General features: G+C 70.4%; 28 protein-coding genes. 5 read left to right on the top strand and 23 right to left on the bottom strand.

Annotation, left to right across the window (positions count from 1 at the left end; all coding sequences use genetic code 11):
* Positions 1-30: 30 nt before the first annotated feature.
* From ACIQF6_RS19770 to ACIQF6_RS19715, 12 genes are all read right to left on the bottom strand, one after another.
* Entirely contained in the window at positions 31-228 is a 198-nt protein-coding gene (locus tag ACIQF6_RS19770) for a hypothetical protein (protein WP_400896615.1), read from the bottom strand.
* Positions 225-779, bottom strand: a complete 555-nt coding sequence (locus ACIQF6_RS19765) for a hypothetical protein (RefSeq protein WP_400896613.1) — start codon at positions 777-779, stop codon at positions 225-227. Before ACIQF6_RS19765 ends, ACIQF6_RS19770 begins: the two co-directional genes overlap by 4 nt.
* 117 nt (positions 780-896) lie before the next feature.
* A complete protein-coding gene (locus ACIQF6_RS19760) occupies positions 897-1,145 on the bottom strand; it encodes a hypothetical protein (RefSeq protein WP_400896611.1) in 249 nt (82 codons plus the stop codon).
* Between the two features lie 77 nt (positions 1,146-1,222).
* On the bottom strand, positions 1,223-1,465 hold the full coding sequence (locus ACIQF6_RS19755; protein WP_400896609.1) for a hypothetical protein: 243 nt from the start codon (positions 1,463-1,465) through the stop codon (positions 1,223-1,225).
* Positions 1,465-3,093 (bottom strand): LysM peptidoglycan-binding domain-containing protein, encoded by a 1,629-nt coding sequence (locus ACIQF6_RS19750; protein ID WP_400897271.1) that lies wholly within the window; start codon positions 3,091-3,093, stop codon positions 1,465-1,467. Before ACIQF6_RS19750 ends, ACIQF6_RS19755 begins: the two co-directional genes overlap by 1 nt.
* 55 nt (positions 3,094-3,148) lie before the next feature.
* Positions 3,149-3,670, bottom strand: coding sequence for a hypothetical protein (locus tag ACIQF6_RS19745; protein WP_400896607.1), 522 nt, complete (start codon positions 3,668-3,670; stop codon positions 3,149-3,151).
* Positions 3,667-4,842 carry a hypothetical protein gene (locus ACIQF6_RS19740; protein ID WP_400896605.1) on the bottom strand — a complete coding sequence of 392 codons (1,176 nt, stop codon included), beginning with the start codon at positions 4,840-4,842 and terminating at the stop codon, positions 3,667-3,669. The genes ACIQF6_RS19745 and ACIQF6_RS19740 overlap by 4 nt, the downstream gene beginning before the upstream one ends.
* Positions 4,842-5,987: a hypothetical protein gene (locus ACIQF6_RS19735; protein ID WP_400896603.1), complete on the bottom strand. Its 1,146-nt coding sequence runs from the start codon at positions 5,985-5,987 to the stop codon at positions 4,842-4,844. Before ACIQF6_RS19735 ends, ACIQF6_RS19740 begins: the two co-directional genes overlap by 1 nt.
* An 8-nt stretch (positions 5,988-5,995) precedes the next feature.
* The gene (locus tag ACIQF6_RS19730; RefSeq protein WP_400896601.1) at positions 5,996-7,204 is read right to left on the bottom strand and encodes a phage distal tail protein; all 1,209 of its coding nucleotides are present in this window, start codon (positions 7,202-7,204) and stop codon (positions 5,996-5,998) included.
* Positions 7,205-7,210: 6 nt separating this feature from the next.
* The gene (locus ACIQF6_RS19725; protein ID WP_400896599.1) at positions 7,211-9,382 is read right to left on the bottom strand and encodes a hypothetical protein; all 2,172 of its coding nucleotides are present in this window, start codon (positions 9,380-9,382) and stop codon (positions 7,211-7,213) included.
* A 44-nt stretch (positions 9,383-9,426) separates the two neighbouring features.
* On the bottom strand, positions 9,427-9,969 hold the full coding sequence (locus ACIQF6_RS19720) for a hypothetical protein (RefSeq protein ID WP_400896597.1): 543 nt from the start codon (positions 9,967-9,969) through the stop codon (positions 9,427-9,429).
* Positions 9,930-10,271 carry a hypothetical protein gene (locus ACIQF6_RS19715; protein ID WP_400896595.1) on the bottom strand — a complete coding sequence of 114 codons (342 nt, stop codon included), beginning with the start codon at positions 10,269-10,271 and terminating at the stop codon, positions 9,930-9,932. Before ACIQF6_RS19715 ends, ACIQF6_RS19720 begins: the two co-directional genes overlap by 40 nt.
* Before the next feature lie 367 nt (positions 10,272-10,638).
* Between ACIQF6_RS19715 and ACIQF6_RS19710 the strand changes: the two genes are divergently transcribed.
* A complete protein-coding gene (locus tag ACIQF6_RS19710; protein ID WP_400896593.1) occupies positions 10,639-10,851 on the top strand; it encodes a hypothetical protein in 213 nt (70 codons plus the stop codon).
* On the opposite strand, the gene ACIQF6_RS19705 is transcribed toward ACIQF6_RS19710, so the two are convergent.
* The 6 genes from ACIQF6_RS19705 to ACIQF6_RS19680 are packed head-to-tail and all read right to left on the bottom strand — an operon-like array spanning position 10,836 to position 14,157.
* Positions 10,836-11,435 carry a hypothetical protein gene (locus tag ACIQF6_RS19705; protein WP_400896591.1) on the bottom strand — a complete coding sequence of 200 codons (600 nt, stop codon included), beginning with the start codon at positions 11,433-11,435 and terminating at the stop codon, positions 10,836-10,838. The two genes, ACIQF6_RS19710 and ACIQF6_RS19705, sit on opposite strands and share 16 nt — an antisense overlap.
* 21 nt (positions 11,436-11,456) lie before the next feature.
* A complete protein-coding gene (locus ACIQF6_RS19700) occupies positions 11,457-11,885 on the bottom strand; it encodes a hypothetical protein (RefSeq protein WP_400896589.1) in 429 nt (142 codons plus the stop codon).
* Entirely contained in the window at positions 11,882-12,169 is a 288-nt protein-coding gene (locus tag ACIQF6_RS19695; protein WP_400896587.1) for a DUF5403 family protein, read from the bottom strand. The genes ACIQF6_RS19700 and ACIQF6_RS19695 overlap by 4 nt, the downstream gene beginning before the upstream one ends.
* Positions 12,150-12,533 carry a hypothetical protein gene (locus ACIQF6_RS19690; protein WP_400896585.1) on the bottom strand — a complete coding sequence of 128 codons (384 nt, stop codon included), beginning with the start codon at positions 12,531-12,533 and terminating at the stop codon, positions 12,150-12,152. The genes ACIQF6_RS19695 and ACIQF6_RS19690 overlap by 20 nt, the downstream gene beginning before the upstream one ends.
* Positions 12,530-12,958, bottom strand: a complete 429-nt coding sequence (locus tag ACIQF6_RS19685; RefSeq protein ID WP_400896583.1) for a hypothetical protein — start codon at positions 12,956-12,958, stop codon at positions 12,530-12,532. Before ACIQF6_RS19685 ends, ACIQF6_RS19690 begins: the two co-directional genes overlap by 4 nt.
* Before the next feature lie 5 nt (positions 12,959-12,963).
* Positions 12,964-14,157: a P22 phage major capsid protein family protein gene (locus tag ACIQF6_RS19680; RefSeq protein WP_400896581.1), complete on the bottom strand. Its 1,194-nt coding sequence runs from the start codon at positions 14,155-14,157 to the stop codon at positions 12,964-12,966.
* A 24-nt stretch (positions 14,158-14,181) separates the two neighbouring features.
* Here ACIQF6_RS19680 and ACIQF6_RS19675 point away from each other — a divergent pair, with 24 nt between their 5' ends.
* A complete protein-coding gene (locus ACIQF6_RS19675) occupies positions 14,182-14,343 on the top strand; it encodes a hypothetical protein (RefSeq protein WP_400896579.1) in 162 nt (53 codons plus the stop codon).
* Positions 14,344-14,377: 34 nt separating this feature from the next.
* Here the strand turns inward: ACIQF6_RS19675 and ACIQF6_RS19670 are convergent, their stop codons facing one another.
* Entirely contained in the window at positions 14,378-14,875 is a 498-nt protein-coding gene (locus ACIQF6_RS19670; protein ID WP_400896577.1) for a hypothetical protein, read from the bottom strand.
* Between the two features lie 152 nt (positions 14,876-15,027).
* Between ACIQF6_RS19670 and ACIQF6_RS19665 the strand changes: the two genes are divergently transcribed.
* Positions 15,028-15,402: a hypothetical protein gene (locus ACIQF6_RS19665; RefSeq protein ID WP_400896575.1), complete on the top strand. Its 375-nt coding sequence runs from the start codon at positions 15,028-15,030 to the stop codon at positions 15,400-15,402.
* 64 nt (positions 15,403-15,466) lie between these two features.
* On the opposite strand, the gene ACIQF6_RS19660 is transcribed toward ACIQF6_RS19665, so the two are convergent.
* The 3 genes from ACIQF6_RS19660 to ACIQF6_RS19650 are packed head-to-tail and all read right to left on the bottom strand — an operon-like array spanning position 15,467 to position 19,357.
* Complete coding sequence (locus tag ACIQF6_RS19660; protein WP_400896573.1) at positions 15,467-16,387, bottom strand: hypothetical protein; 921 nt, start codon at positions 16,385-16,387, stop codon at positions 15,467-15,469.
* Positions 16,308-17,768, bottom strand: coding sequence for a phage portal protein (locus ACIQF6_RS19655; RefSeq protein ID WP_400896571.1), 1,461 nt, complete (start codon positions 17,766-17,768; stop codon positions 16,308-16,310). Before ACIQF6_RS19655 ends, ACIQF6_RS19660 begins: the two co-directional genes overlap by 80 nt.
* The gene (locus ACIQF6_RS19650) at positions 17,768-19,357 is read right to left on the bottom strand and encodes a terminase (protein ID WP_400896569.1); all 1,590 of its coding nucleotides are present in this window, start codon (positions 19,355-19,357) and stop codon (positions 17,768-17,770) included. Before ACIQF6_RS19650 ends, ACIQF6_RS19655 begins: the two co-directional genes overlap by 1 nt.
* A gap of 237 nt (positions 19,358-19,594) precedes the next feature.
* On the opposite strand from ACIQF6_RS19650, the gene ACIQF6_RS19645 reads away from it, so the two are divergent.
* On the top strand, positions 19,595-20,089 hold the full coding sequence (locus ACIQF6_RS19645) for a hypothetical protein (protein ID WP_400896567.1): 495 nt from the start codon (positions 19,595-19,597) through the stop codon (positions 20,087-20,089).
* 133 nt (positions 20,090-20,222) lie between these two features.
* On the opposite strand, the gene ACIQF6_RS19640 is transcribed toward ACIQF6_RS19645, so the two are convergent.
* Complete coding sequence (locus tag ACIQF6_RS19640; RefSeq protein ID WP_400896565.1) at positions 20,223-20,450, bottom strand: hypothetical protein; 228 nt, start codon at positions 20,448-20,450, stop codon at positions 20,223-20,225.
* A gap of 257 nt (positions 20,451-20,707) precedes the next feature.
* Here ACIQF6_RS19640 and ACIQF6_RS19635 point away from each other — a divergent pair, with 257 nt between their 5' ends.
* Entirely contained in the window at positions 20,708-21,037 is a 330-nt protein-coding gene (locus ACIQF6_RS19635) for a hypothetical protein (protein WP_400896563.1), read from the top strand.
* The last annotated feature ends 129 nt before the right edge of the window (positions 21,038-21,166 follow it).

The following is a 21,166-nucleotide window of genomic DNA, read 5'->3' as shown; positions in this document are numbered from 1 at the left end:
GTCGGGACGGGCCGAAGGGGTGAGGGGCCGTCAGGCCGCGGCGGCGATCGACGGCAGGGTGTCCGAGAAGCCGGGCACCTCCGCGCCGACGCGGGCGTTCGCGGCCTGCTCGTCGGCCTCGCGCTCCTCGCGGGTGAGTGGGTCCGGCACGGGGGTGTAGATGAACAGGACGTTCTCGATCGCGGTCGCAGTGCGGTCGATCGCGTCGTAGCGGTCGCGCAGGGTCATGCGGTGGCCTCCAGGGCTGCGTGGATCCGGGCGTGGAAGTCGGCGCGGGTGCCGGTGTTGGGGATGACGAGGTCGGCGTGCTCGGGGCCGAGCTGCTCGCTCGGGTGGTCGCCGTCGGGGCTGCCCCGGTCGATGAACCAGACCGTGGCGCCCACGACGCGAAGCGCCTTCACCTCGTTGGCGAACCGCACGTCGGTGACGACGACGGGCCGGTCCGAGGCGGCGACAGCGGCGGTGCACCGGGTGATCCAGAAGTCCTCGGCGACGTGGCGGCGGACGCCTTCCGTGCCGAGGCGCTGCAAGAAGCGGCGGGCCTGCGGGTACTCGTCCTTGACCTCCTCCCAGCCGTGGCGGTCCACGGCGTCGGCGAGGCCGAGTGGGACGGGGGCGTTGACGCCCAGCAGCTCGACGCCGATCACCGGGTCGATGTCGTACGCCATGGCCTTCAGCGGGTCAGCCAGCGCGAGCCGGGCGTATCCGTGCTCGGCGAGCACGCCGGCGGCCGTGTCCTTCCCGGACCGGGCCCGGCCGATCAGCGCGATGTTCTTCATGTCTGCACACTCCTTCGCCACCGTTCAGGCAGGCCGGTTAACAACCCGCCTCGCGGTCCGCGCCGGAACGCGAAAAGGCCCCGACTCGTCCGAGGACGAGCCGGGGCCCGGGTGGTGCTACGGCTTGCGCTTCATGCCGTCGCCCTGCGGCGGGGCGATGGTGCGAGGGTCGGCGTGCGGGCACGCGCAGCACTCGGCGAGTGCTGCGGCGCGGGCGGCGTCGCTGTTCGCGGTGTCGGTCGCGTGGGTGACGACGCGTTTGCCCGCGGAGTGGCCGGCGGCCATCGCAGCGGCGGCGAGCAGCAGGCCGACGACGGCCTCGTTGCTCTGGATTCCGGCGAGGCTCGGCACGACGGTGCCCAGCACGGTGAGCAGCGCGACGACGGCCGAGCGCGCCTTGACCGGGTTGTCGGTGATCCAGGTCTTCAGGTCTTCGATGGTGCTCAGCCCTTCAGGCGTGCGACGACGTCGGTGATCAGTGCGGTGCCTCCGGCGAGTCCGGAGGCGACGACGCCGTAGCGCCAGCGCTCCAAGGCGCGGACGCGGTCTTCGTGGTCGTTCAGGGTCTGGTCCACGGTGGCGCTGCTCTGGGCCAGCGAGCGGACGTCCTCGCGGACGCCCACCAGCTGGTCGTAGATCTCGCGCGGCCCGATGACCACGCCGCCCAGGCGCTCGTCGTCGGGCATCAGTAGCCCCCGCTGTTCCAGGCGATCGACTCGAACGAGCCATACGTCGCGTTGGCGTAGCGGACTCCGGCGATGATCGAGTCCACCGGGTCGAGGATGTCGCGGTGGCCGGGCAGCGAGTACGTGTCGAAGGTCGGGCGGATGGTCTGGAGCAGGCCGTAAGTGCCGCCGTAGGCCGCTTCGTTGCTGTCCCAGTGGTTTTCGGCGAGCGGGTTGCCGCCGGACTCGACCATCGCCCGGTACTCGATCGCGGCGGCGGACGGGACCAGGTCGCCGTTCGCGCGCAGGATGTCCCGGGCCTCTTCGATCCAGCCCGCGAGGTCGTTCGAGTAGCCGCTGCTCGGGGCGGCCGGCGTCTCCGCGACGGGCGCGGCCGGGGCCGGGGCCGGTTCGGGCGCGGCGGGTGCCGACGGTGCGGGCGTCGGGGCGGCCGGGCACGGGACGGGTGCGGAGCCGTCCGGGATCACGATGTCCTGCCCGGGGTAGATCAGGTCCGGGTTCGCGACGGTGGAGGTGTTGGCGGCCACCAGCGCTTCCAGCGTGACGCGGTAGCGGGCGGCGATGTCCCACAGGGTGTCGCCGGGCACCACCGTGTGGACCGGTGCAGCAGTGGGCAGCGGGTCCGGGTCGGTCTGCTCGGCCTCGGCCGGGGTCTCGCTCGGCTCCGGGTCCGGGGTGGCCGGGTCGGCGGTCGGCGAGGCGGCGGGGACGGTGAGCTGCTGCCCGGCGTCGATCCGGTCCGGGTCGGTGATCTGCGGGTTGAGGGTGAGCAGCCCGGCAACGGTGGTGCCGAGCGCCAGCGCGATGCCGCCCAGGGTCATGTCCCGGCGGACGGTGAAGGGCCGGGTGGCCGGCGGCTGTGGCGCGGGAGCGGAGGGCGTGCCGTGCTCAGAGAGGAGGCGGGCGAGCTGCTTCGGGCCGGGGATGCCGTCGGCGTCCGCGCCGCTGTCGCCGATCTTGAGCTGCCAGGCGCGGAAGCTCTCGGTGTCGGCGTTGCCCCACACCGGGCTGGGGCCCTCGGTGTAGCGGGAGCAGCCCGCGCGGACGAGGGCGCGGCCCATGGCGGTGACGTGTTCGCCGTGCGAGCCCGGGCCGTACGCCTTGCCGTTGATGGTGACGGCCTGTCCGGTCGGCGGGACGGTGGTGCCGGTGCTGCTGCCGCCACCGCTGCCGGTGGCGTTGTAGGCGGGGCGGCCGACGCCGAGGATGCTGGAGCGGGGGCGGGTCTTGCGGACGACGCAGCCGCCGGAGCCCTGGCCCGCGCCGGAGGTGCGGGCGGTGTTGCCCTCCACCGTGCTGACCTGCTGGCCGGGGGCGGAGTCCTGAAGGACGATGCCGACGTGATCGGCGGTCGGGCCGCCGTCCCAGGAGAAGAACACGATGTCGCCGCGCTTGAACGCGGCGGAACTGCCGTACCACTGGCCCTTGTTGCGGAAGTACTGGACGTGCGAGGGACAGTACGCGAACTTGCCGACGGTCGCCGCTTCGCCGCCCTTGTCGGCGCACCAGGAGACGAACATGTCGCAGTACGGTTCGTGGTTGAGCCCGTACCAGCGGCCGAACGGGGTGTCGTAGTACTTGCCCGAGGGGCTGAGGCCGCCCCGGTAGTTCTGGTCGGCCCAGGTCAGGGCCTCGGTGATGACTGCTTCGCGGGAAATGCGGGGTCCTTTCGGGCGGTGAAGGTCAGGCGTAGCCGGGCGGGAGCGGCACGGGGGTCCAGGTGCCGGCCTCGGTCGCCTTCGGTGCCTGGTTGAACGGGAGGGCGGTGGCGACGCCGGGATCGACGGTGCCTCCGCCGTCCACGTCGGTGCGGGTCTGGAGCAGGACGCGCTGCCACTCGCCGGGCTGGCCTCCGCCCATCGGCAGCAGCCAGTCCAGGCGGACCCAGCCGTTGTTGAGTGCGCCGCCGGTGTACTTCCACTCGGTGGTGACGGGGCGGGCCTTGTCCACGTCGAACAGGCGCAGCCAGACGTTGGCGCCCTGTTTGGCGGAGACGCGCAGGTCGAGGCGGATGACGGGGTGGGCGATGCCGGCGGTGGGGATGGTGGCGGCGGCCCGCCACGTGGTGGTGGCGTCGAGGCCGGGCCGGTAGGGGGTCATGGGCAGCACCGCGCCGAGCGCGGACGCGGTGCGTTCCATGGAGTCCAGGCGGGTGCCGATCTCCTGGAACTCGTCGGCGAGGGAGGGGCGGCCGTAGACGGTCATGCGGTCAGCTCCAACTGCCCCTGGACCCAGTCGTCCACGCGCTCGAAGACGGTGACGGGCACGAGTGCGAGGGTGGTTTCCTCGCCGGTCCGGCTGACCGTGGTGCTGATCTCCTGGACGACGTATTCGGCGTCGATGCCGGGCCAGGAGGCGGTCTTCGCGCGGACGCGGATCTTGTGGCCGACGCGGAGTTCGGCGGCGGAGTACTCGCCGCCCGGGTGCAGGGTGACCTCGGGGACGACGATCGGGAACGCGCCGACCGCGACCATGCGTTCGGCCTGCGCGGTCAGGGTCTCCGTCCGCACCACCGAGTTGTTGGTGGCGACGGCGGCCAGGCGCGGGATGCGGCGGCCGTCCTCGGTCTCCAACTGGCCGTTGTACCACCAGGATTTGAGCTGTGACCAGCCTTCGCCCGCACCGTTGACGGCGGTCTCGGTGCACATCTGGTCGCCGTCGCTCGTGACGGTGGTGACGGTGCAGTTGGTGCCGTGCTCCAGCACGATGCCGGTGTCCTGGCCGCCGGCCGGGTAGAGCCAGCGCATGCGGTTGCGGATCACCCGGGCGTCGATGTCCCAGTCGTGGTCGATGCGGAAGTCGAAGCCCTTGATCACCGCGCCGAGCTGCTCGACGGCCTCGCCCACCGACTTCCACTCGAACCACGGGTACGTGCGGTCGCGCTTCATGCTGTCGAGGTCGGGGTCGAAGGTGAGCGCGCCGGGGCCGTTGCTGCCCCAGTAGCCCGACTGGCCGGGGGCCGCGGGTGAGGGGTTGTCGGCGAAGGTCTGGATCAACTCGCGGGCGATCGTGGTCTGTTCGCGCGGTGTTGTGCCGGTGGTGTAGCCGAGATTGATGATGTTGCGGCGGTAGTACTCCCACAGGCCCACGCAGTCGAGGGTTATCTCTTCGGCGGTCAGGTCCACGGACCAGGTGAGCAGCGGCCCGCCCCACAGGACGCGGCTGCCGCGCTGGACGTGGGCGGTGATCCGCCACGGCGAGATCAGTGACCAGTCGAGTCCGGCGAGCGGCTCGGCGGCCAGCGGCACGGTGAAGCTCGCGGCCCCGGGAGCGTTGAGGATCGAGGCGAACTTGAGGCCGGAGACGGGGAGTTCCGCGAGCAGCCGCCCGCCCTTGAACTCGCTGAGGATCACGCGGTATTCGGGTATGTCGAGCATCAGGCGGGCATCACCACGGCGTCGGCCTGCGACGTCCAGGCGGCCGTCAGCCTGATGTTGTTGGAGTTGGCGTTGTCCGGCGCGGCGGTGGTGGAGACGTTCAGCGGGGTGTTCGCCGGGACCTTGACAGTGGCGGTCCCGCGACAGTCTCGGGTGTCTCCGGCGCGGGTGTACTGCGCGCGGCCGGCGCGGCGGCGCTCGCCGTGGCCGACCACCAGGGGCGTGATCCAGCCCTCGCCGAAGTCGCCCTTGTACGTGCACTCGAAGGACACGGTGACCAGCCGGGGGTAGTTGACGGCCGGGGCGGTGAACTGCTGCCAGGCGTCCGAGCCCCAGGTGCCGTCGGCGGCCTGGTAGGCGATGTCCAGGCGCACGGCACCGGGCACGAGCGGCGCGGTGGAGCCTGGGCCGGTGACCTTGTGCAGGGTCGTGGAGACCGAGTCGTAGACGAGGCTGCCGGCCGGGGCCCCGGCGGCGACCGTGGCCACTCCCTGGGAGGCAGCGGTGCGCAGGTGCCGCAGCGGCGTCGTGTCCAACTGCCCGGCGACTACGAAGCGGACGTCTTCGATGCCGGTGATGCCGGTCTGTGCGATCGACACGAAGGCGAGGCGGATGCAGTTCGACGGGACCGGCCAGTCCTTCGCGCCGGGAGTGGACTCGGCGAGCACCGCGACGGACCAGCCCTTCGCGCCCTCCTTCGTCACCTGGGCGCCGGAGGCCGCGGTGGCGTACGGGGTGCCGTCGGCGGCGAAGGACACGGCCTGCATGTACTGGTCGGCGGTGGTGCGGATGTCGGCGAGTTGCGGGCCGATGGGCGCGGTGTCGGGGTCGGCGAACGCGACGACCAGATCGGTGCGTGCGGCCTCGCCGGGCTTCGGGGTGGAGCACTGGAGCTGAATGCTCGCGTCCAGGTTGGCGAAGTGCACCGCTCCCTTGTGGGAGGCGGCGACGTCGTCCGGCAGCCACACCGACCCGGCCGCGACGGAGACTCGGGGGGTGGGGTTGTCCACCTTCTCCACCAGCAGGGCGGCGGGACCGGAGACGCCGACGTGGGCGCCCCGGGTCCCACCGATCATCGTTCGCAGGTCCAACGCGTCGTAGCGGCCCTGCTGCACGAACAGCGGGGCGCGGAGTTCTGTTGCCAAGGGGGTCCTTACATCCAGGCGGAGCGCCAGAGCACGTCCGCCGTGACCCCGTCGGGGCCTTCCAGTACGTCGAGTTGAACGGCGCTCGGCCCCGGGGGCAGGGCGAACCAGGTGGAGGTGGGCTCGACCTGACCGAAGCGTGAAGCACCGTTGAGGGTGATGCGGCGGCGGCCCATGTCGATCACCAGGGCATCACCGCGGCCGACCCGCAAGCCCCGGGTGGCGAAGCGGCTGCGCTCGCCGTTGTGGACGAGCGTCAGCGACGGATCGCGGATCTCGCCCGCGCTCGGGGTGAGCCGGACGACGGGCCAGGTGTCCACCGAGCCGGAGTTGGTGATGTCCGGTGCCGCACCGGCGGTGGGATCGTTGCCCATGTCGAGCGGCAGCGTGAGCGGGAACAGCGGCCGACCGCCCCGGGGAGCGGCCACCGCCACCTGCGCCCGCGCCTCGTCGGCCGAGTACAACCGGGGGTCGGTCGCGGCCAGCTCGACCGTCACGCGGCGTCGGCCGGCGTGGAAGTCGCTGTCCACGGTGACGGCGCGCTTGCGCACCCTCGCCATGATCCTGGACCGGCCGCCGGCGACGCCGGGAAAGGCGAACTCGAACGGCCTCTCCGGGCCGCCGGGCGCGAACGCGGCCAGCAGCGCGGGGAGTTCACGGTCCTCCAGGGCGAGCATCGTCAAGGTGACGGTGCGGGCGCCCATGTAGTCGGTGCCGGGGGTGAGGCCGTCGCGCTGGAGCAGCTCGGCGTCCGAGCTGCGGACCTCCGGGGCGTCCAGCAGGCCGGCGACTTCCTCCAGGACGACGGTGGAGTCCTCGCCGAGCAGCAGCCCGCCCCACCACGCCGTCCACGGACGGCCGGTGTAGGGGCCCAGGGCGCTGGGCTGCGGGCCGATGTCGGGCGGCTGCGCGGGGTCGGCGGCGGGCAGGGTCCGGAACGTTACGGTGTCGGACCAGGTGTCGGCGTCAGCTCCGTTGGAGCGGTACCGGACCTCGTAGAGGGTGTCCGGTGCCAGCGTGAGGCCGTAGCCCCACCGGCCCGGATCACCGACCAGCGCCGAACCCGGAGACTCCGAGTCCTCGTAGGCGTAGACCTCGGCCCCGGTCGCCGGGTCGGTGGCGACGACGGCGGCGTACGCACCGTCCGGCTTGTCGAACCAGACGCGGGCGGTGCTGGCGGTGATGTCGGTGACGACGGGTGGGGAAAGAGCCCCCAAGAGCGGTTACCTCCCGGAGGTCTTCAGCTCCCACGCGATGGCCTTGCCGATCTCGTGGGGGTCCGCGTTCGTGCGGGCGTTGACGGTGATGTGGTTGCCGTAGCGCTCCCGGCCGGCGTCCTTGGGCACGGTGTCGGGGGGGCGCAGACTCGCGGCGGCGCGCTGGCCGTAGCCGTAGGAGTCGAGCGAGCGCAGCCCGGTGGCGACCGGGCGCAGGGCCTGTTCCAGCGGGCTCGCGTACGCGGCGGCCGGCATCGCGGCGAGCACCATCGGCGCGGCCATCCGTGCGAGCGGCGCAGAGGCCGGAGCCGCTGGGGCGGATGCCTTGAACGGGTTGAGCGACGAGACGATCCCGGAGACGACGCTGCCGACGCTGATCGACTTCATGCCGTTGACCAGGCCCTGGATCGCCTGCTTGCCCTTGTCGAACAGCAGCGAACCCAAGTCGCCGATGGCGGACAGGATCTGACCGGGCAGGCCGGCGACGTACGAGATCACAGCGGAGATCCCGGAGGCCACGCCGGAGACGATGTTCGACCAGGCCGAGGCCACGGTACGGACGCAGGCGTCCCAGGCCGACGCCGTCCACGACTGGACGGTGCGCCACGCCGCCGCGACAGCCGAGCCCGTGGCGGAGGCCGCCGAGGACACGGTCGAGGTGACGGACTGCCAGGACGACACCGTCCACGACGTCACGGAGCCCCACGCCTCGGCCGTCCAAGCAGAAACGTTTCTCCACGCGGTCGAAGCGGCGGAGGCCGCCGACGACGCCGCCGAGGAGACGGCGGAGGAGACGGAGGACCAGGTGGACGCGGTCCAGGAGGTCACCGCGGACCAGGCCGCGGCGGTGGCGGCCGTCAGGCCGTCCCACGCTGCCTGCACGGCGTGCCAGGCGGCCACGGCTCCCTGGGCCAAGAGGTCCCAGGCTTGCATCGTGACCGAGAAGGCGATCACGAGCGCGCGCAGGCTGAGATCGACCAGCCGCATCATGGCGGCCGTGGCCTGGGCGTTGTCCTGGAAGACCTGGAAGAACTCGCGGAGCGTGCCCGCGAACCAGGAGATCGACGCGGCGGCCTCGGGCGCGAGCGCCACCGCGAGCTGCGCGATGCCTTGCAGGAAGACGTCGAGCAGGCTGTTCAGCGGCGGCAGCAGCGCCTTGAGGCGGTCGCCCCCGTTGGCCAGGGTGAGGAAGAAGTCGCCGAGGCTGGCGCCGATGCCGACGAGCGATTTGGGCAGCTCGTCGGTGAACGCCTTCATCCCCGGCGAGTTCATCGCCGCCGTGAGCTTGGGGACGAGCGTGTCGGTGAAGCTGGTGACCGACTTCACCATGGGGCGGACGTACTGCGCCCCGGCGTCGAAGAACGCCTTGATCTCGGGCTTGGCCTGGCGGAACCAGCCCTTGATGTCCTTGAGCGCGCCCCCGAACTCGGAGCGCATGGCGGCGGTGGCGGGCTTGAGCGCCGCCGACGCCTTCTGCATCGCCTCCTGGGCCTGGTCGCCCAGGTTCTTCATGTCGCCGGCCGCCGCGATGGCGGCGAGGCCGATCGGCAGGACCGGCAGCGCGGCCAGCGCCAGGACGCCGATCAGCCCGGAGGCCACGACCATCACCCAGGAGGCGATGGCCATGACGGCGACCAGCAGCGGCAGCGCCGCAGCGGCCGACTGGGCGAAGCCGGCCGCGATGCCCAGGGTGCCCTGGGCGGCCGAGCTGATGCCCGACCCGATGCCCTCCAGCGCGGACGCTGTCTGGCTGATCGAGAGGGTGAACAGCCGCCCGAAGTTCCGGGCGACCTCGGCGGCCCCCGAACCGATCGACGCCAGACCGGACTTGACCCGGTCGAGTCCGCCCCTCGCGAGGTGGACGTTGACGCCCAGGCGCCACTTGCGGCCGGTGAAGGCCCGGAGCTGGGCCTCGGCGGGCGCGGTGTCCGCGTCCGCCCGGACCCGGGCTCGTCGCTCACGGGTGAGCGCGGCGATCCGGGCTGCGGCCTCGCCGGTGTCGGCGACGACGTTGACCCGGACGTTGCGGTCGTGGGTCAGCTCCCGCAGCCGGGCGTTCACACCCGCCGTGTCCAGGTCGAGCTTGACGGAGAGCTTGGTGTACTTCTCCAGCATCTCCAGGTACCGCTTCAAGCGGTTCCGGAAGCCGTCGGTGTCCGGCAGGACGCGCACGTGCACGCGTCCGGCTTCCTTGCCGCCGGGGCCGGCCACAGGCTCACCTCCTACGTGAGTCGGACCGGCGCGGGCCGCACAGGCGCGGTGGAGCGCGCGAGCACGGCCGCCGGAAGGCGGAACGTTTCTGCAAGGGGGGAAAGAGGCTCGGCGACGGCCGGACCCCCACCCTCACCGACCTCACGGCGGAGCGCGGCGGCGAAGGGATTGTCAGCACCGGTCGGCCGGCGGGACTTCTTGGCGTACGGGCGCGGGTACGGCTTCGGCCGCTCCACGCTGCGCGGGTTCTTCGACGCCTTGGCGACCTGAACGTGGGTCAGCGCCTGCACTGCGTCCACCAGGTCCGCCAGCACATAGGCCTTGGCATCCCAGCCTGCGGCCTCACGGCCACCGCGCATCGCGGCCACCGTCGCCGAGTCGTCGGGCAGTGTCCCGATCAGGGCGAGGACGTAGCGGGCAGAGTGCCGGCCCCGGACGAAGTCCAGGACATCGACGCCACAGAAGCGGCGCAGGTCGGCGGCGATCTCCGCGCCGTGCCGGTCCAGCAGCCTGATCAGGCCAGCGCTTCCCCCGGCGCGGCCTGCTCCATCCACGCCTCGACCACGGCCATGGCCTGCTCCAGCGGCAGCGCGCCCAGGGACTCGCGCATCGCCTTCTTGTCGGAGGCCACCGCAACCAGCAGTCCGGTCATGGCGTCGATACGGCGCTCGTTGGACACCTTCTTCGACTGCACCAGGTCCAGCAGGGCCAGTGCCGCCTTCAGGTCGTCACCGGGCAGGGCCTCGATCCGGCGCAGCCGGACCTTCTTGCCGTTGGCGGCGATGAACTTCAGGCCCTTGCCCGCGTGCTTGCGCTCGGCCTCGGCGGCGAGGGCGGCATAACTGATGGTGGTCAAGGTGTGCAAACTCCAGACGGTTTGACAAGGCTGACGCCCAGTCACGAAACTAAAGCGGGGCAACTGACTGGCCCCTAGGTGTCGACGGGACGCTACGGCAGCGCCCGATTCATCCTGCGTGAAGCGAACCGAGTACCGGTGTGCTCGTCATTCGACAAGGTTCACGTGGGACTCGAACTGCGTTCGAGAAGGGGCCCAAGGGCCCGTGGTCCATCAGCGCCATCTGCTGGACTCTGGAGATCATCTCCAGAGTCCGCCGAGAACCTGCACCGGCGGGTCTCGATTCGTCTACCGCTTGCGGTAGGTCGGGTCGAGCCTGCCCAGAAACAGGTCACTCCCGATCTGCCGTCAGATCAGAGGAGTTGTGGTGCAGGTTCCTGACTGGCTGGCACCCGTTGCCATCGGTGCCGCCGGAGTGGTTACCGTCCTCCGGCTGGCACTCCGGAAGTGGATTCCATGGCTCACCGGGGACTTCATCGTCTCGCTGCGTGCAGTCCGCGAGCTGCGGGCCGAGCTGCGGGACGGACAGGAACCTGCCCGACCGGCACTACCGGACAAGAACGATCAGGCGGCGGCCTGAAGCCCCGCGTCCAGGTCGAAGACCGGGGTGACGGTGCCGAGCGGGGCGGACTGGTTGAGGGCCACGACGGTGGCCTTCACCGGCATCTCGCCGAGTGCGGCGGGGTCCATGGTCACCGAGTCCGCGCCGATGATCGACGTCTTCGGGTAGTGCCACACGACGGCCTTCGTGCCGTCCACGGCGGCGATCATCAGCGCCCGGTTCTGCGCGGCCGGGCTGGTGGGGATCGAGAACAGGCCCTTGCTGTCGAGGCCCTTGTCGGTGCCGTAGTACAGGCGGTACGACTCGGCGGTGAAGTCCGACAGGTTGATCGTCACCGCGTAGGTCTTGCCGGGGTCGGTCGTCTTGAGGGACTTGTTCTGCCAGCTCCCCAGCACCTCGGGCTCGTCGCCGTCCACGGTCATCTCGATGCCGTTGTCCAGCGAGGTATTGCCGATGGACTTCCAAGTCAGCCCTTCGGGGCCCCACTTGGTGTTGTCCTTCGGCTCGAACCCGGCCTTCAGATCGGGGAGCGGGGTGCCCGGCGGGGCGACGTAGATGTATCCGGTGCCCGGTACGAGGACCGGGGCGTCGTCAGCAGCCATCGCTGACTCCTTTCCGGCCCGTCAGCGGGGCCTTGTGGCGATCATGTAGTTGGCCGAGAACCGGTAGAAGTCCGGTTGGGCCTCGGTCATGGTGTCGGTGGTCATGAACGGACCCGTTGCCTCGCGGAAGCGGGACAGGTGCCCGTCGTCGTTGCCGAACTGCTCGAAGGTCAGGCGGACCAGGGCGGCGCGGGCGCGGCGGGCCAGCAGCGAGGCATCCGCCCGCGAGGTGGCGTAGGTCTGGACGGTGAACATGCCCTCGTCGATGAAGCGCTTGTCTTTCATCGTTCCGCCGACCCGGCGGGCGATGACCAGGCCGCCGGACTCCCGCAGGGCGAACTGCCAGTCGGTGGGCAGGTAGACCGCGCAGCGCAGGCCCGGCAGGGCGGTGCGCAGGGCGTCCAGGACGATGCGCTCGGAGTCGGGCATCAGGTAGGGCTCGCGGGTCACCACAGGGCGGCCTCCATCGCGTGGATGCCGTCCACCGGGCGTCCGGCGCGCTCGTTCCAGCCGCCCCAGTTCTTGTGGGCGGCCAGCGGATCGAGGTTGATGATCGCGTAGCCCTTGGAGTGCCGGCGGACCTTCAGCCCGGCGATGAACGCGCCCGTCTCGACGTGCAGCGCGGCCTTGGCGACGACGCGGGCCTTGCGCTCCTCGGCCTCCAGCTTGAGAACGCCCATCACGCCCGGGAGGGCGGCGACGACGGCATCGAGGTCAGGTCGGACTTCCGCCACTCTGGCCACCGCCTTCCACGATCACGGTCACGAACTTCATGCGGTCGGACGCGCCGTGGTGGGCGCGGGGCGGGTCCACCACCGCCCACCGGGTGCCGGGGTCGCCCTGGTCCTCGAAGGACAGGGCGGACCACTTGTCGATCACCGTCTCGGGCGGGAGGACGACCTTGCGGCGGATCGGCGGGGCCCAGCCGACCTGAGCACCGACCGGGGCGCGCCAGCCTGCGGCGTCGCCGACCGGCTGAACCCACGCCATGTAGGTGGCGGACGGGCCGGGTGCCGGCCGAAGATCCCCGTACCCGTCATCGACCATGACGACGGTGTGGACGGTGACGCGAGTACGCCCGCGTTCCAGCAGACTCACGCGGCACCCCGCCAGTCCTCGGGGTCGGGGAACGGGTAGCCGGTGCGCAGCCCGCGTGAGACCGCTTCTCGGCGGCCGGTCACGGACTTGAGGCCGCCGCGGCCTGCCACCCGTTCGATCAGGGCGACTTCGCCCCGGGTGAGGGCGAGGCCGATCGGTGAGCCGTCGGGCATGCGGTAGGAGACCTCTCCGGCCTGCTCCTGCACGTACCCCTCGGGGTTGCGGAAGCGGCGGTCGGCGACGGCCAGCGCCAGGGTGCGGATCACCGGCGGGTGCCGCTGCGGTGTCCACGCGGGGTGGCCGGTGGCGGCGATCACCCAGAACGCGTCCTCCAGCGCGGCGCTGGCCCGCTCCCAGTCCGGCGTGCCGGGTTCGGGAGCGGGCTTGCCCAGGCGCTTGAACAGGTCGGCGACGTCCAGCGCCACCCGGGTCAGGCCGCCAGGGCGAAGTCGGAAGCCTTGAGGGCGGCCGGCTCGCCGGTGAACTTGACCTTGACGCCGCGCACCTTGACCAGGTTCTTCGGGTCCTGCCAGTCGGTGGCACCCTTCTTCAGGTCGGTGACCAGGCTGGCGCCCCAGTACGAGGACAGGAACGAACGCTCCATCGCCGCCGCGCTGTTGTAGTCCTTGATCCACCGCAGGGCGAAGCCCTCCGCCGACTGCCGGCCGCCCTTCGCGGACTCCGGGACCGACGGCGCGCCGGAGACGAGCTGGATCGCCGAGCGGTGGAAGGCGTAGATGCCCATCGGGTCCAGCACATCGCTGGTGGACTCCACCAGGCGGAAGCCGTGGACCCGTCCGAGGGTGCTCTCCTTCAGGGCCGCGCCGCCGTCGGCGTGCTCGGAGGCGTTGAGGATGGAGGAGGAGTTCAGCAGGTAGAACGCGGCCTCCGAGCCGAGCACGGCGGTGCGGCCCTCGGCCGGGATGTTCTCCTTGTTGAGCTGGACGCGCAGGCGGGCAAGTGCCTTGCGGATCATCTGGCCGGCCTGCTCGTCGGTGGTCGCCTTGGAGAGGTCCACGTGGATCTTCGCGGAGGTGGCGACGTCCGGGAACTCGTTCATCGCGGCCGCGACCTTGTTCTCCAGGCGCTCGGTGATGCTGTCCACCTGCGGGACCATCACCTGCTCGCCGAACGAGAAGAGGTCCAGGGAGAGTTCGGCGTCGGAGAGGTCCACCGCGGAGTAGGCGTGGGTGTCCATCTTGACGGTCAGCAGACCCTCGTTCAGGTTCTCCGACTGGATCCAGGTGGAGGCGTCGTTGAACTTGCGCTTGGCGTCGATCGCCTCCTCCGCGCCCTTCAGGCGGGCGGGGCGGCGGATCGAAATGGTCTGGCCGGTCGCGTTGACGAACTCCGCCGCCGAGCGGCGGTCGAACATGTTCGCCAGGACCACGGAGTCCTTCAGGTTGGCGAGAGCCTGAGTGACGAGCTTGTCCGGGTTCTGGAAGGCATTGGCACGTGCGGGGTTGAGAGAGATGGCGCTGTTCCTCGGGGATACGGAAGGCCGCCGACGTGTGGGGGCGGCCTCAGATTCGGATGATCGTTTTAAGTCGATGAATCGGCCAATACCTCGTTGCTGCCTCCTTGCGTAGCGCCCGGGGTGGGAGCATGCGAGAGACCGAAGCATCGGACACGAGAGAAGGAGACGGACATGGCCCAGGGGCAGCAGAGCTTCGAGAACAAGCAGATTCAGGGGCAGGTCATCACGCACACCATCGTCAAGCCGTTCAAGGCAGAACCGATGGTCGACCCGGATCCCGAGGTTGCACCCGCCGCTGCGGAGTCCGAGGAGACGGACGCCACCTCGGAGTGACGACGGGTGAGACCCCGCACGGCCGCTTGATCGGTCAGATACCGTACCGGCGGCGGCGCAGCTTCTCGGCGAGGCCCTTGTACGGGTCGGGCTCGGCGTGCGGGGTCAGGCCCCCGGCGCCCAGCAGCGGCTTCGGCGCGGCAACGGCGGCCAGCTGCTCGGCGTGCGCGCGCACCGCGGCCTCGTCGCCGCCCTGGACCAGGGCGGCGAGGACGGGCGGCAGGGCGTACTCGGCGGCGATCCGGTCGCGCATCGCCTGCTCCTGGAGCTGGGCGACCTGCGCGCGAAGCTCGTCCGCTTCGACGCCGGCCTCGGTGGAGCGCTCGCGGGTCGCGTCCAGGTCGGCCTGCATCTTCTCGTACAGCGCCTTGTAGTCCGGCTCCGCAAGCTTCGGGACCGGGACAGCGCTCTCCTCGCCGTCCTCGGTCGGGGTTTCGGGCTCTTCGGGCGCGGGCGGGGTGTCCGGGTGGGCGACGCCGCCGGGGATCGCCTCGGCCGGGGTCGGGGTCTCGGGTGTGGGGGTCTCGGGCACGTCTCTCCTGAAATTCATCTAATGCGAATAAGTTGCAATGGGTGAATGGTTTTCAGTCACTTTTGAGTGAGTCTGCCGCCACGCTCGTTGAAAGTCGCTAAGGTGAAGCGGGCGCTGCCCTCAATAGTCGAGCTGAAGCCATAGGATCCGCCATGGGATACAAAATCAAGTGCTACGTCAGGTTCAACAACTCCGGCGAGGCTGGAGACCCGGAGCCCTACGGTCGCATCCTGGTCCATCCCGACGGCGAACAAGAGGCCGGGTTCGTGGTGTGGGAGCAGGAGAACAAGTACAACAGCACCCCGACCGTGGCATCCGTCACCAGTATCGTCGAGATCAGCAGCGGCGACCGTCCAGAGGAAATGCACTTCAGCGGTAATGTGATGGAAAGTGACTTCAACAACATGGACGACCTTCTCGCCAGGTCGGACGAGGGGCTTGTATCCGGCCCCGCCGGGAAGGAAATCAAGCTCCCTGGCGGGGAGTCCAGTGGAGACTATGTCGCCATCACGTGGAACTACGAATAGTCGGTCCCGGATTCACGCAGAGCGCGGAATCCGGAAATCGATCCTTTCTCGACGGTCCGCCAGGTCACTCGGCGGGCCGTTTCGGCTTCGACCGGCCGGCTTGCCCCTTGTAGTAGGTGCGCCAGTCCGCCAGCGAACCGCCGCCGAAGTCCCGCCACAACCGGGCGTACTTCCCGTTCTCGGCGGGGAGTTGGTAGCGGCGGGAGAAGATCGGAACGGCCTGGCAGTGGCAGTGGGGGTGGGCGCCGAACGCGGCGGTGCGCTTCGACTTGTAGACCGCGCCCCGACTGGCCATGAGCGCGCAGAAGTAGCAGGGGCTCGCGTCGGTCTTGCGGTAGTAGCCGATCGCCCCGGGGTCGTTCTGCAGGGCGTTGTGGATCATGTCCCGGCCGCCGTCCTGGACGAGCATCCCGCCTGCCCCCGCGCTGCCGGACTTCAGCGACTCCAGGAACTCCTTCTCCCAGGCGACCAGTTCGGCGTCGTCCAGGGCGGCCGAGCCCCGGCCGGCGCGTTCGCGCTCATGCCGGGCCACGCGGTCGGCGACCTCGCGGCGGAACGATTCCTCAGCCCTGCGGGCCTCGCGGGCGAGGTCTTCGGCGGGGAAGGGGTTGCGGGTGTCCACGGGCAGCGGCGTGGACGGGCCGGAGCCGGTCCGCTTGCCCGTCGCCTTGTTGAAGTCGGCCCACAGGGAGCCGAGCGAGGCCCCGGGGCGGTAGCCGGGGCCTCCGATGACGCGGCCGGTCTCCAGCGCGCGCACCAGCCGGTAGAAGGCGATCGACAGGACGCGGGAGGCCGCCGCGGATTCGCGGACCGTTGCCGCGTACTGCGTGCTCAACTCGTCAAGGGAGCTGGCGACTTCGCGGGCTTCGACGGTGGCCAGCACCTCGGCCCAGCGGGCGGCGAAGTCAGCGGCCAGCGCTTCCTGTGCGAGCTGGTACGCGGCCACCGCCCGCAGGATCTCGGCGCTTCGAGGGGTCCATGCCACCGGCGGTCGCCTCCTTCTGCTTCAGGGCTGCGGCCTCGGCGGCCTCCGCCTTGCGGGCGGCTTCCTCGGCGGCCTTCACTGCCTCGTCGATGTCCGCCTGCGAGAAGCCGGGGACCTTGCGCAGCGCGACGGACAACGGCACGCCCTGCTGCATGAGTTTGACCATGGCGTCGGCGGCCTGGGCCAGGCTGCGCGTGGCCTTCTCGGCCCACTCGACCTGGCTCTCGTCCTGCTCGATCTCGCCCCGGCCGGCCGCACGGGCGCACAGCCGGAACACCGACTCCCACGACTCGCCCAGCGAGTCCTGGAGCGTGGACAGGAACCGCTTGAACGAGGTCTCCGCCGCTGCCAGCGCGTCCGCGCTCAGGTTCACCAGGTTCGACCCGGCGAGGTAGTGCGGGGGGACGTCCGCGAGGCCCATCAGCTCCTCGATCGTCTGCCGGCGGGAGGCCAGCAGATCGCCGGTAGGCATCGCCGGGAGCTGCCCGAACTTGGCGTCCGAGTTGGGGGCCATCAGCAGCGTGGACGGGTCCAGCGAGGGCACGTCGTAGACGGGTTCGCCGGTCTCCGGGTCGCGCAGCGGGTCACCGGTCTCCGGGTCCAGGCGCTCGGACGGGGCGAGGCCGGTGCCGAAGCGGATCGCGTGGGCGCCCCAGTGCTCGTTGAGCAGCAGGCTCAGCGTCTGCTGGTTCAGGCGGTCCTGAGAGACGATCAGCGGCTCGATCAGGCCCCGGGTGCGGCCCCGAAGGTCCACCGCCGGGGAGAAGCGCACCACCGGGCACACGTTCATGCCGTGCGGCTCGGCGGCGAGCACCGCGGCCTCCGGCTCGGCGTCCAGGTCGATGGTGTGCTTCGCGACGTCGTCCCACAGGAAGGCGAGCGTGCGGTGCTCGTCGGGCTGCTGCTCGGGCACGTGCAGCGCGTACACGGGGAACTCGTCCCACGCCGGGTCGGTGTAGACGGCCACGGTGCTGATCGCGTCGTAGGCGCGGATCAGCGGCTCGCGGCGGCCCTTGCGCGGGTCCGGACAGACCACGACGTACGCGGCCCCGGAGGTGAGCGCGGCGCGGTGGATGGCGTTCTGCCGCTCGTCCAGCCGGTTGTTCTGCCAGTACCGCCACTCGTACGCGTTCTCGCCGCTGCCCGGCTTGCGGAAGCCCTGCACGCGCAGGGCGTTCAACGGGGCCTCCACCGCCAGGGCGGAGACGTTGACGATCGAGCGCTTCACCAGGTCCTTGAACTCGGCGTTCGCCTTGGCCGGCATCCACGGCGCGCGGTGCAGGCCGCGGGCGTAGCGGTCCATGAGGTTCAGGCGCTCGGCGTCGCGGTCGATCAGGCCCTGCGCGTGCCGGGCACGCTGAAGTACGGCAGGGAGGGACATCAGAACCCTCCTCTGGTCTGTAGCTGTCCGGGCTTCTTGGGGGGCTTGAGCTTGCCGCTCTCGGTCAGGCGCCGGTGGGCGATCCAGGCCAGCACCATCGCGGCGTAGAGGTCGATCTTCAGCTTCGACTCGCGGGACTCCTTGCCGAACGAAATCCCGTACTGGTTGGGGCGCTTGCGGGCGTTGAGGGTGTGCCGGGTCAGCGAGTAGTCCCGCACGTGCGGCAGGGCGGCGTTCTCGATCGCGCCGACCATCGCCATGTGCTCGGTGGTGATCTCGCGCTGGTTGGCGCGCATGTCGAAGCCCACCGTGGACTTCCCCGACGCCTTGATCAGCAGGTGCTTGCCGTACTTCTCCGACCAGTCCGCGACGTAGGACTCCCACCCCGCGACATCGGCGAAGAACCCGACGACGGTGTACCGCTGGAAGACGTGGGCCACCATGTCGTTGACCTCGGTGCCGTCCACTTCCCAGTTCTTGCCGGCCGGGCCGTCGGGCTTCTCCCACAGGGCGAGCTTCTGGACGAGCTTGTCGCGAACGCGCATGGCCAGCAGGCCGGTTGAGTCGTCGGTCTTGCCGCCGTCGAATGACAGGATGATTCTCTCGCCCGGCCGTATTCCGTCGGCGGGCTCGACCGTGGCCAGGTCCCAGGTGTCGCGGTCCACCAGGGCGTCGTCGTGGCTGGACAGCTGGTTGAGGTACTTGCGGCGGGACTCGTCCTCGGTCGTGGACGCCGACCAGATGTCCTTCATCACGCGGTCCGGGTTGATCCACACCGAGTCGCCCCGGGCACACAGGATCGCGGCGCGCAGCTGCTGTTCGTCGGCGAGATCGACCCCGGGCGGAGCCTCCACCGAGTCGTAGTAGATGCCCGCGTCCCGGTTGATCCCGTCGCGTTGCTTCTCGAACGCGTACCACGTGCCCTCGGCGACGGACTCTTCGCCGATCACCGGGGCGTTGGTGATCTCCATCGTCCGGCCGCCAACCTTCGTGGCGTTGGGGCGAATTGTGGCGGCGAGGCGGGGGCCGTGGTTGCCCTCCACCCAGTGCCACGTCTCGTTCAGCAGGGCGAACGACGGGCGCCCGCCCTCGGCGGCGCGGAAGGACGACGCCTTCGCCTCCAGGCGGCACTGGCGGCCGTCGGAGTCGGTCTGCGAGGCGTAGCAGACCTCCTGGCCGAGCTTGATCGCGTACCGGTCGATGGCGGCCTGCGAGAAGATCGTGGACAGCGCCGACATGGTGTTGACGTTCTGGCCGGCCGCGGTGGCGAAGATCTGCACCCACGCCTCCTGCGGCGGGCCGCCGACCGGCGAGCCGTCGGCGCGGAAGCCCACCAGGCGGCAGGGGCCGACGAACTCCATCGCGCAGACCGACGCCATCGCCGGATCCTTGCCCCAGCCCTTGAGACGGCGCAGGGTGCCGGACTCGTGGCGGAAGGCCCGGCCCCACGTCTCGGGGTCGTTCGGGTCCTCGGGCACGGCGTCGTCGCGCAGCTCGTACCAGCGCGCCAGGATGCGGCACTGCTCCGGGGTGTACTTCCAGTCCGGCCGGAAGGCGTGCGCCGACCAGCGCAGCAACTCGCCCGCCAACGTGCGGTGCGGATGCGGGACGGTGTCCGGGATTGTGCGGACCGGCTCGAAGCTAAGCAGTACGGCCCTCCTCGGTCCGAGCACCCGCCTGAGGTACCCGAAGTCACTGACACGGTCGCCCCGACAGGCTTTGTCGCTCAGTCGGGTGATAAGAGCGGCTATGTGACACTGCGTGAACCAGCTGCCTGGTAGGAAGTGCACGATGCGCTGTTCACATGCTTCGAGAGGACTTTGCTGGTGCACCCTGCACGTACTGCTGCTGCGGCGTTGGCCGTCGCTGCCGCACTGCTCGGCACGACGGCCGTTCCCATGGCTGTTGCGGTTCCCCGAGCGAACGCCGCTGTCGGCGTGGCCTCGCTCTCTGCGCCCCGCAACACCACCCGCGTCGAGGAAGGTGTCTACTTCAAGCTGCACCGGACGACTGCGACGTTGAGCTTCAACGGCAGTCTGTCCTGGGGCGGTGACGGAAATCGCACCTACACAGTCGAGGGCTGGCTCACCGCCGGCTGCGACACGACCCGCAGGTACACGGTGTGGCTGCAATATGGCGGCACCAATGAAAAATGGAAGGACTCCGCAGAGATCGAATGCTCGGACCTTTCGAGCACGCACCGTGAGATCACGGTCTCCGGCACCCTCGCGCCGAATGAGAAGCTCGAACTAAGGCTGGGAACTTGGACGTTCTCCTCGTGGGAGTACTCCGAGCGGAAGGTCTACACTCCGCCTGCGTGACGCGTCATCCGAGCCCGGACCGGGCTATGTGACAAGACCCGAGGATTTCCAGACTGCCGCCCGGCCCCGAGAGTGGGGGTCAGGCGGCACGCGCGTTCATGCCGGCGGGCGGTTTACCGACCAGGCGTGCGTTTCAGACACCAGCTGCCTCCCTGTGGGCGCGCTCCTCCAGCAGCCGGGCGACGTCTGCGGAGACGTGCTCACCGGCCGCGAAGGGCAACTTCATGTCGTGGGCCCACAGTTCGCGGGCGACGGCGTGCGGGACCTCGGAGTCCAAGCACGCCTCGTAGTAGACGATCGTCCGGGCGATGCGCAGGGCCTCGTCCGAGGGTCCGGCGGTCTGGGTCTTGCGGCGTGCCACGGCGGGCCCCCTTCTCTCGGAAAGCGTTCGATAGGGGAAGCCCCCAACTGTCCGGCTTTGATCGTGATGGCACGGACCCGGTTTCAAGATCTCGTGGCAGCCGGGTCCGCGTCCGCGATGACGCGGCGAACGGGGGCCGTTCGCTGGCAGGGCGCTTCCGTTCGGATTGACTCTTCCACCGGCGCGGCGTGTCGAGCCCGATCCCGGGAACGAGTGACAACCCGGATTCCACCGGTCACTCCTGAAGGGAACCTCAAATGATCAAGCGTGCCTCGCTGGCCGGCCTCACCTTGATGACCGCAGCACTGACCTCGATGCTGACTCCGACCGCCTCCGCCGCCCCGACAGATGCCCCCGGCTACCTCTGCTCCTACCTGGAGCGCGACACCGGGAACCAGTGGAGCGGCATCGACGACTGCACGCCGATGGGCGGCGCCCCGGAGATCGGCCCCATCCAGGGCACGTTCACCATCACCAGCCGCTCCACCCCCCAGACCGTGACATGTACCCAGCCGAACAACTCGTTCCTGTCCGGCACCGCCGAAACCCCGGACCGCGTCACCGGCCTCCAGTGCGCCCCGGCGTGACCGGGAGGCGACGCCCGACGGGGCGATGTCCGCGAAGACAGCGGCGATCGTGAGCGCGGACGCGCCGGCCCGCCCGTATCAAGGACGGGCGCTCAGAGGGCGTTGAGTAGGGGATTTCCCCAACTGTCC

The sequence above is a fragment of the Kitasatospora sp. NPDC092948 genome, from assembly GCF_044754805.1.
In the GTDB taxonomy this organism is placed as follows: Bacteria; Actinomycetota; Actinomycetes; order Streptomycetales; family Streptomycetaceae; genus Kitasatospora.
Note: the sequence above shows the minus strand (reverse complement) of the source record. Positions and strands in the feature narration are given on the sequence as shown.

Coding starts and splice junctions, on each gene's coding strand:
- ACIQF6_RS19705 (WP_400896591.1), bottom strand. CDS start 11,435: ATGGCTGCTGACGACGCCCCGGTCCTCGTACCGGGCACCGGATACATC.
- ACIQF6_RS19765 (WP_400896613.1), bottom strand. CDS start 779: ATGAAGAACATCGCGCTGATCGGCCGGGCCCGGTCCGGGAAGGACACG.
- ACIQF6_RS19740 (WP_400896605.1), bottom strand. CDS start 4,842: ATGCTCGACATACCCGAATACCGCGTGATCCTCAGCGAGTTCAAGGGC.
- ACIQF6_RS19745 (WP_400896607.1), bottom strand. CDS start 3,670: ATGACCGTCTACGGCCGCCCCTCCCTCGCCGACGAGTTCCAGGAGATC.
- ACIQF6_RS19665 (WP_400896575.1), top strand. CDS start 15,028: ATGGGATACAAAATCAAGTGCTACGTCAGGTTCAACAACTCCGGCGAG.
- ACIQF6_RS19675 (WP_400896579.1), top strand. CDS start 14,182: ATGGCCCAGGGGCAGCAGAGCTTCGAGAACAAGCAGATTCAGGGGCAG.
- ACIQF6_RS19680 (WP_400896581.1), bottom strand. CDS start 14,157: ATGCTTCGGTCTCTCGCATGCTCCCACCCCGGGCGCTACGCAAGGAGG.
- ACIQF6_RS19770 (WP_400896615.1), bottom strand. CDS start 228: ATGACCCTGCGCGACCGCTACGACGCGATCGACCGCACTGCGACCGCG.
- ACIQF6_RS19655 (WP_400896571.1), bottom strand. CDS start 17,768: ATGTCCCTCCCTGCCGTACTTCAGCGTGCCCGGCACGCGCAGGGCCTG.
- ACIQF6_RS19755 (WP_400896609.1), bottom strand. CDS start 1,465: ATGCCCGACGACGAGCGCCTGGGCGGCGTGGTCATCGGGCCGCGCGAG.
- ACIQF6_RS19635 (WP_400896563.1), top strand. CDS start 20,708: ATGATCAAGCGTGCCTCGCTGGCCGGCCTCACCTTGATGACCGCAGCA.